General features: G+C 50.7%; 1 protein-coding gene. It reads right to left on the bottom strand.

The features are described 5' to 3' along the window. On the bottom strand, positions 1 to 448 hold a 448-nt coding region (locus tag ADH81_RS11345), incomplete at both ends, for a hypothetical protein (RefSeq protein ID WP_049528373.1).

The following is a 448-nucleotide window of genomic DNA, read 5'->3' as shown; positions in this document are numbered from 1 at the left end:
ATCAGCATCTGAGTCAGCAAGCACAAGTGCATCGACCTCAGCATCTGAGTCAGCGTCAACAAGTGCATCTACATCAGCGTCTGAATCAGCATCAACAAGTGCGTCAACATCAGCATCTGAGTCAGCATCAACAAGTGCAAGCACAAGCGCGTCTACGTCAGCCTCTGAGTCAGCAAGCACAAGCGCATCGACATCAGCATCTGAGTCAGCGTCAACAAGTGCATCAACATCAGCGTCTGAGTCAGCGTCAACAAGCGCAAGCACCTCAGCATCTGAATCAGCGTCAACAAGCGCAAGCACCTCAGCGTCTGAATCAGCGTCAACAAGTGCATCAACAAGTGCAAGCACATCAGCATCTGAGTCAGCAAGCACAAGTGCATCGACCTCAGCATCTGAATCAGCATCAACAAGTGCATCGACCTCAGCATCTGAGTCAGCGTCAACAAGT

This window comes from Streptococcus pseudopneumoniae, from assembly GCF_001072925.1.
Classification (GTDB): domain Bacteria; phylum Bacillota; class Bacilli; order Lactobacillales; family Streptococcaceae; genus Streptococcus; species Streptococcus pseudopneumoniae_Q.
Note: the sequence above shows the minus strand (reverse complement) of the source record. Positions and strands in the feature narration are given on the sequence as shown.